Here is a 7,242-nt window from a genome sequence, read left to right on the forward strand (position 1 = left end):
AGTTGAATTGAATATTTAGTTAAATAAAACTGACTAAATAACTTGTTTCTTAAGTTGTCTGACTAAGTCATCGTCAGATATTTTGTCACAATAATCTTGCTAGACAGCAAAATTTAAAACAACAAAAGTAGTTATAGGGGCGGTTTTTCTGCCCCTCTTATTGCATTACATTATAGGAGAAACAGCATGGACAACATGTTTGTTTGGTTTAATAACAATTTAAGCGGACCAATTGGTTCGATTATCGCAGCTATTCTGATATTCGTTATTGGTTGGTTAATCGCTATGGCTTTAGGTGGTGTGGTACGTAACTTATTAGCACGTGTTAACTTAAACCAGCGTGTTAATAGCTCAACAGGTAAAACATACGATATCGAAAACATCATTGCCAAAGTCGTTTTTTGGTTTGTGTTCTTAATGGCCATCTCTGGCGCATTAAGCATGCTTAGCTTAAATGCTATTTCAGCACCATTTGCCAATATGATTGATAGCGTTCTATCATTCATTCCAACGCTATTAGGCGCTGTGGTTATTGGTGTTATCGGTTGGGTTATTGCAACAGTTGCTCGCACTGCGATCAATGCTGCACTATCTAAAACCACACTAGATGAAAAATTAAGTGCTGAAGCCGGCGTTCAACCAATGAGCAGCACCATTGCTGACATGGTTTACTGGGTAATTTTACTATTCATCTTAGTAATCGTACTTGGCCAATTGCAGTTAGACGGTTTATTTGCACCGCTAACCAATATGCTTAACAAAGCAATCAGCTACATTCCTAACATCTTTATGGCTGCTGTCGTATTCTTTGTTGGCTATATTGTGGCTAAAATCATCCGCGGCATCGTTACCAACATGGTATCAAGCCTAAACCTACAAGGTTTTGCGGAAAAAGCGGGTATCAGTAATAACCGTGAAAACAGCCTACCAAACATTGCTGGTTCATTAGCTTTCTTAATGGTTATCATCCCAACCACTATCATTGCTCTTGACGCATTAAACATCGAAGTAATTTCACGTCCAGCAACTAATATGCTGAACAAAATCATGAACGCTCTGCCAAATATCTTTACTGCAGCTGCAATCTTGATTATTACTTACTTCATCATGAAAATGGTTGCTAACGTTGTTAAAGGTTTACTTGAGAATACCACTGTTAACGCTCTACCAGCGAAAGTTGGCCTAGATAGCGCTATGGGTAACACTAAAGTTTCTGACCTTGTTGGCCATGCGATTGTTTTCTTCGCTATGTTGTTTGCTGGCATTCTTGCCGCTGACCTACTAGGTTTTGAACAAATTAGTGCTATCATCACTATGTTCATCAGCTTTGGTGCAGACATCATCCTTGGTGCTGTTATCCTATTCATCGGTTTCTGGCTTGCTAACATCATCGCTGGCGTTGTTGAGCGTTCTGATAAAGGCTCAAACTTCCTAGCAACTATCGTTCGTGTACTTATCATGGGCCTAGTGCTTGCGATGGGTCTAAAAGCGATGGGCATTGCCGATTCAATCGTTAACCTTGCCTTTGGTCTTACTTTGGGTGCGGTTGCTGTTGCTTTCGCTCTATCATTTGGTCTTGGTGGTCAAGAAGCCGCTGCACGTTTCTTACGTAAGATTCAAGATAAAGCAGAAAAAGAAGCCACTAAAGCGAAGGCAGAAAAAGCCATCGCTAATACTCAAGAGAAAACAGGTGAAGAACCTTCTATCACTACTCTTTCAGGTGAAGAGCCTTCACTACCAACATCTGACGACAAATAATATTTGCTAGATATTATCATCGAGATAGATGTTAGTTATAACTCTTAAAAAAAGGCAGCCAATTGGCTGCCTTTTTTGCATCCTGACTATCATAAATATATGAGACAGATAAAACATCAAAATAGTAATTAAGATAAAAACCATAAGCTTATGCCTACAATTAGATAGTAAGCGATTATAAGCAAGACCTAAGCGGCCTTAGCGAATTTAACGCAGCAACTGCTCTCAATGATGGGTTATATTACATAACTCAGTCACACCAATGGTTGCTAAGCCCGCTGATTATTGTCAAAATTCTATTGAGAATCATGATTTTAAAATTATAAGGCAAGGTATTCATATGAAACGCTTTAAAGAGAAGACTGTTATTGTTACTGGTGCAGGTTCTGGCATTGGACGTGCTACTGCGCTTAGATTCGCACAAGAAGGCGCAAAAGTGGCCTTAGTAGGACGTACACAAGAAACGTTAGAGGAAACCGCAGCTGAGTTCCCAGAGGACCATACCTTTATTCATACAGACAATCATCTAACGGTCACTTGTGACATTAGTGATAAAAGTCAAGTCAAAGCCATGGTCGATCACGTGGTCAAGAAATTCGGTCATATTGATGTCGTGGTTAATAACGCCGGCAAATCAGCCATGGGCAAAATCACAGAGCTGTCTCAAGAAGACTGGCAAGCAGCTATCGATGTAAACCTAAACGGTACTTTTTATGTGTGCCAAGCGGTAATGCCAGAGCTGATTAAATCTAAAGGCAATATCGTCAACGTGTCCTCTGTATCAGGTTTAGGCGGTGATTGGAATATGGCTGCTTATAATGCTTCAAAAGCAGGGGTTACTAACCTAACACGTACCTTGGCCTTGGACCATGGCCCGGATGGCGTTCGTGTTAACGCGGTTAATCCAAGTCTGACCCGCACCGATATGACCACTAATATTCAACAAGATGATGCGAAGACCAATGCTTTTAACTCGCGCTGTCCATTAGGCCGTATTATTTCTCCTGAAGATATTGCAGCAGCCATTACCTTCTTAGCCAGCGAAGATGCTGCTATGATTACTGGTGTAAATCTGCCTGTCGATGGTGGTATCAGCGCCTCAAATGGTCATCCTGCCTTTTAGATAATTGGTAACCTTTAAACAAAAAAAAGGCGAATTCCTACTATTATCAAGTAAGAACTCGCCTTTTTTTATACTCAAAATTTAACGTCATTCGTTATTCGTTATTCAAATCCTGCAGTACTTTCGACATCTTTTTAGGATGTTTAGGTACAACACCTTTATACTGCTGAATGATTTTAGTCATATCAGCGTCTATGTCACCCGTTGATTCCACTGGGGTCATAAAGCGAATTTCTTTGGTCTTATAATCTAAAGCAACCGGTATAATCGGAACATTCGCCCCTTCTGCAATGTAATAAAATCCTGTCTTTAACTTCTCTGAAAATTCTCGCGTGCCTTCTGGTGCTAGGCCCAAATGCAGCTTGGAACTTGCATTAAAATGATCAATAGTTGACTGCAAGACTGACCCTTTATCATCACGATCAATAGGAATAACTCCTGCCCATGTCAGAAACTTACCCATTGCTGGGTTTTTAAATAAGCTTTTTTTACCCATCAAACTCATGTCTAAATCTAAGGCCAATAGAGTCGGTATGGAATAAAGCGCATCAATGTTTGATGTATGTGGCAATGCCAAATAAAGCGCCTTGGGAACATCAGGCACTGAGCCCACAATTCTCCAACCTAGCACCTTTAAAAATAAATGGGCTGCAGGCGGTATGAGCCGACTACCGCGTCTGGGTACCTGTTTACCTAATTTTTTTCGAGTTAGCTGTGGTAATTTACTCCTAGATACGGCCTTTACCTTATCTTTGTTTAGCATAGGATATCCTTATAAATTGATAGTCTTTATTATTAATTAAGATAATCTGCATCCATTCTTTTTGGCTATACTAAAATCTCTGCAAGGTCACCTTTGCTCTCAAGCCATGCTTTACGATCTGAAGCACGTTTTTTAGCCAATAGCATATCCATCATACTATTGGTCAGCTGCATATCATCCATATCTAGCTGTACTAAACGTCGTGTATCTGGACTCATGGTCGTCTCACGCAGCTGTTCTGCACTCATCTCACCCAAGCCTTTAAATCGGGTAATTTGTGGCTTTTTATTACCTGACACATTGCCTAGAATATGATCAAGTTCACTCTCATCCAAGGCGTAATGCACCTCTTTACCGATATCAATTCGATATAATGGTGGCATGGCGACGAACAAATGACCTGAATCCACAAGCGCAGGGAAATGCTTCACAAACAGCGCGCAAATAAGAGTCGCAATATGCAGACCATCAGAATCCGCATCAGCTAAGATACAAATCTTGTCGTAACGTAGCTCAGATAAATCATCAGATGCTGGGTCAACACCAATGGCAATGGCAATATCATGAATCTCACGACTTGAAAGTACGGTATCAGGTGACACTTCCCATGTATTTAAAATCTTACCACGCAGCGGTAAAATAGCCTGAAAATGACGGTCTCTAGCCTGTTTAGCACTACCACCTGCTGAATCACCCTCCACCAAGAATAACTCAGCACCATCACGAACACCGCCGCGACAATCAGCAAGCTTACCAGGCAGTGCAGGACCTTGTGTAATCTTTTTACGCGCGACCTTTTTAGCAGATTTTAAGCGTTTGCCTGCTTTAGAGATAGCCAATTCCGCAATCTGGGTACCCAGTTCTGCATTTTGATTTAACCACAGACTGAAGGCATCTTTCGCTTGCACTTGAACCGCTGCCGCTGCTTCTCGACTCGATAAACGCTCCTTTGTCTGGCCTGAGAATTGCGGCTCACTAAATTTAAGCGATAGGATATAGTTTATGCCATCCCAAACATCCTCACCAGTCAATTTAACATTTCGCGGCAATAGATTATGAATCTCACAAAACTCACGTAGGGCCTCTAAAATACCAGTACGCAGACCATTAACGTGTGTACCGCCTTGCGCTGTTGGAATCAAGTTAACATAGCTTTCTTGAACCGGATTACCACCCTCTGGTAGCCATGACAAAGCAAAAGTAATACCTGCACGTTCCCCTTCTTTGGCATCATATGAGAAGTAGAAAGGATCAGGTGGCAATGTCTCTAAACCATCAAGCTGTTCATTAAGATATTCGACAACACCATCAGCGAATTGCCAGACAACCTTGTCATTATTAATTTCATCATAAAACTCAATCAATAGTCCAGCAGCCAGTACCGCTTTTGCCTTTAGATTGTGCTTTAGTTGTTTAACACTAAATTTAGGGTTATCAAAGAAACTCTCATCGACCCAGAAACGGACTTTAGTCCCTTTTTTACGCTTATTAGAGCTTACTGATTCAGTTAACTTAGTAACGGGTGCACCGTTCTCAAAAGCAATATCATACTGAATGCCATCGCGCCAAACGGTCACCTCAACACGCTTAGAGAGCGCATTAACCACCGAAATACCAACACCATGCAGACCACCAGAGACCTGATAGTTATTGGTATTAAATTTACCGCCAGCATGCAAACGCGTTAGGATAATCTCAATACCCGTTTGCTTAAACTCAGGATGAATATCGGTTGGCATACCACGCCCATCATCCTCAACGGATAAAGAGCCGTCTTGATGCAGCTGCACCTTAATACTTTTCGCATGCCCTGCTAACGCTTCATCCACAGAGTTATCGATAACTTCTTGAGCCAAATGATTTGGGCGCGTGGTATCCGTGTACATACCGGGACGACGACGCACTGGCTCAAGCCCTTCTAAGACTTCAAGTGATTGAGCGGTATATTTACTCACGATATTATCCTTTGCTTAACTAAGCTTGTTATAGTTTCAATACCCCTATTATAACGAATATCAGCAGAATAGTTGTTTCAGTATCATAATTAACGACAGCCTTTGACGTATGTTTTTTAATGTATTTGCTACAGCTAACATGACTAGCCTTTTAAATTAAGATAGAAATACTATTCAACGAGTTTCAAAACCTCTGATAATATAAAAGGCAGCTGTTGTTCAAAATCAGTCATACGGTGATCGCCCCCTGGTTGCAAATTAACATTGGCGCCTTGAGAGCGGTAGAAGTCTGCTGCAATTGTTGGGTCTAATAATTCATCGCCTTCTTTGATGAGTGCATATACGCGTTGCGGATTATTAACATTTTGCAGTTTATGAGCGTTAAACCAGCTTAAGTCGTTAAATGTAATATTCCATCCACCCGTCGTATTATAAATGACTGTATCAAGCGACTGATCAGCATTTAACTCTACATTGTCATCAACAAAGCGCTGTAGGCTAATATGAGGCTGCGTACTAGGATTGAGTAAAAATGCAGGGCAACCGGTCTTATTACTCACTAAGGTCGAAAAATAGCTGCCTAGGGAGCTACCGATTATTACAACCTTTTCGTTATCAGCTCTAGCTTGCTCAACATAGTCACATAAGTGCTTAAGAACCTGTTCGGGTAATTTATTTAAATCAGGGCGTATAACCTTAATATCTTGATGATATTGCTGACAGTAGTCTTCTAGTAAGACACCTTTTACCGAATTTGCAGAGCTGTCTAGCCCATGTGCATAAACTATTATCATAGTAATCTCCTTATCTCATGAATGATTAATCAAGATAATAAGCTATTATGGACTTATGCTAAACTTAATAAATATTAAATGCTTATTCCTTTTTTGATGAGCCACGGACTGGTAAACGACTCATGCTTAACCAAATCGAACTTTTTGAAATCCCAAACCCTTGCATCGGGGTCTGTCAAAGCAATAAAAAAGGATATTGTTTTGGATGCCTGCGTAGTCGTCAGGAGCGTCAGCTGTGGCTAAAAATGAGTAACGAAGAAAAACGCGAAGTACTAAGACTCATCACAGGACGAAAACAACGAATTAAAAGTATGAGACAGCGTCAGAAAAAACAGCTTAGTCTTGAATTAGAACCAGATATGATACCTGGGGATTTGTTCTAAAGCTTTTATGAGTTCTAAATTATCTAATATCAGTATAAATTTTCTAAAAATTAAAACCTATGTCCAAGAAAAAGCCCCCATTCAAATTAATGAATAGGGGCTTTTAAGGTATAGGGAGCTGACGATGACCTACTCTCACATGGGCGAACCACACTACCATTGGCGCTACGATGTTTCACTTCTGAGTTCGAGAAGGGATCAGGTGGTTCCATCGTGCTATTGTCGTCAGCAAAGGGGGTATAGATATGAGTTGGTTAAGGGTTAGCTTAACTTGGTTTTACCTATCAAGAACCTGAATCAAATAAATCATCAGGGTGATATCGAAATAATTAGCTTATATACAAAACCACTTGGGTGTTGTATGGTCAAGCCAAACGAGCAATTAGTACAGGTTAGCTACACGCATCACTGCGCTTCCACACCCTGCCTATCAACGTTGTAGTCTTCAACGGCTCTTAAGGGAAAT

Annotated in this window: 6 protein-coding genes and 2 rRNA genes; 3 read left to right on the plus strand and 5 right to left on the minus strand. The window is 40.7% G+C overall.

What is annotated here, in order from left to right:
* The first annotated feature begins 186 nt into the window (after positions 1-186).
* Together AC2SLM_RS03480 and budC are read left to right on the plus strand one after the other, a co-directional pair.
* The gene (locus AC2SLM_RS03480) at positions 187-1,758 is read left to right on the plus strand and encodes a mechanosensitive ion channel (RefSeq protein WP_486552023.1); all 1,572 of its coding nucleotides are present in this window, start codon (positions 187-189) and stop codon (positions 1,756-1,758) included.
* 340 nt (positions 1,759-2,098) lie between these two features.
* The gene (gene budC / locus AC2SLM_RS03485) at positions 2,099-2,881 is read left to right on the plus strand and encodes a meso-2,3-butanediol dehydrogenase (protein ID WP_486543854.1); all 783 of its coding nucleotides are present in this window, start codon (positions 2,099-2,101) and stop codon (positions 2,879-2,881) included.
* Positions 2,882-2,975: 94 nt separating this feature from the next.
* Here budC and AC2SLM_RS03490 read toward each other — a convergent pair whose 3' ends face one another.
* The 3 genes from AC2SLM_RS03490 to AC2SLM_RS03500 all read right to left on the minus strand — a co-directional run bounded on the left by AC2SLM_RS03490 (position 2,976) and on the right by AC2SLM_RS03500 (position 6,393).
* Positions 2,976-3,644, minus strand: a complete 669-nt coding sequence (locus AC2SLM_RS03490; RefSeq protein ID WP_486552025.1) for a 1-acyl-sn-glycerol-3-phosphate acyltransferase — start codon at positions 3,642-3,644, stop codon at positions 2,976-2,978.
* 65 nt (positions 3,645-3,709) lie between these two features.
* Positions 3,710-5,599 carry a DNA topoisomerase IV subunit B gene (gene parE, locus AC2SLM_RS03495; RefSeq protein ID WP_486552026.1) on the minus strand — a complete coding sequence of 630 codons (1,890 nt, stop codon included), beginning with the start codon at positions 5,597-5,599 and terminating at the stop codon, positions 3,710-3,712.
* Between the two features lie 170 nt (positions 5,600-5,769).
* Complete coding sequence (locus tag AC2SLM_RS03500; protein WP_486552028.1) at positions 5,770-6,393, minus strand: YqiA/YcfP family alpha/beta fold hydrolase; 624 nt, start codon at positions 6,391-6,393, stop codon at positions 5,770-5,772.
* A gap of 122 nt (positions 6,394-6,515) precedes the next feature.
* Here AC2SLM_RS03500 and AC2SLM_RS03505 point away from each other — a divergent pair, with 122 nt between their 5' ends.
* Complete coding sequence (locus tag AC2SLM_RS03505) at positions 6,516-6,776, plus strand: DUF1289 domain-containing protein (protein ID WP_486543858.1); 261 nt, start codon at positions 6,516-6,518, stop codon at positions 6,774-6,776.
* Between the two features lie 116 nt (positions 6,777-6,892).
* Here the strand turns inward: AC2SLM_RS03505 and rrf are convergent.
* Positions 6,893-7,006 (minus strand): 5S ribosomal RNA (gene rrf, locus AC2SLM_RS03510).
* 131 nt (positions 7,007-7,137) lie between these two features.
* A 23S ribosomal RNA gene (locus AC2SLM_RS03515) occupies positions 7,138-7,242 on the minus strand; the annotation flags it as partial.

The organism is Psychrobacter sp. CX16, from assembly GCF_057396245.1.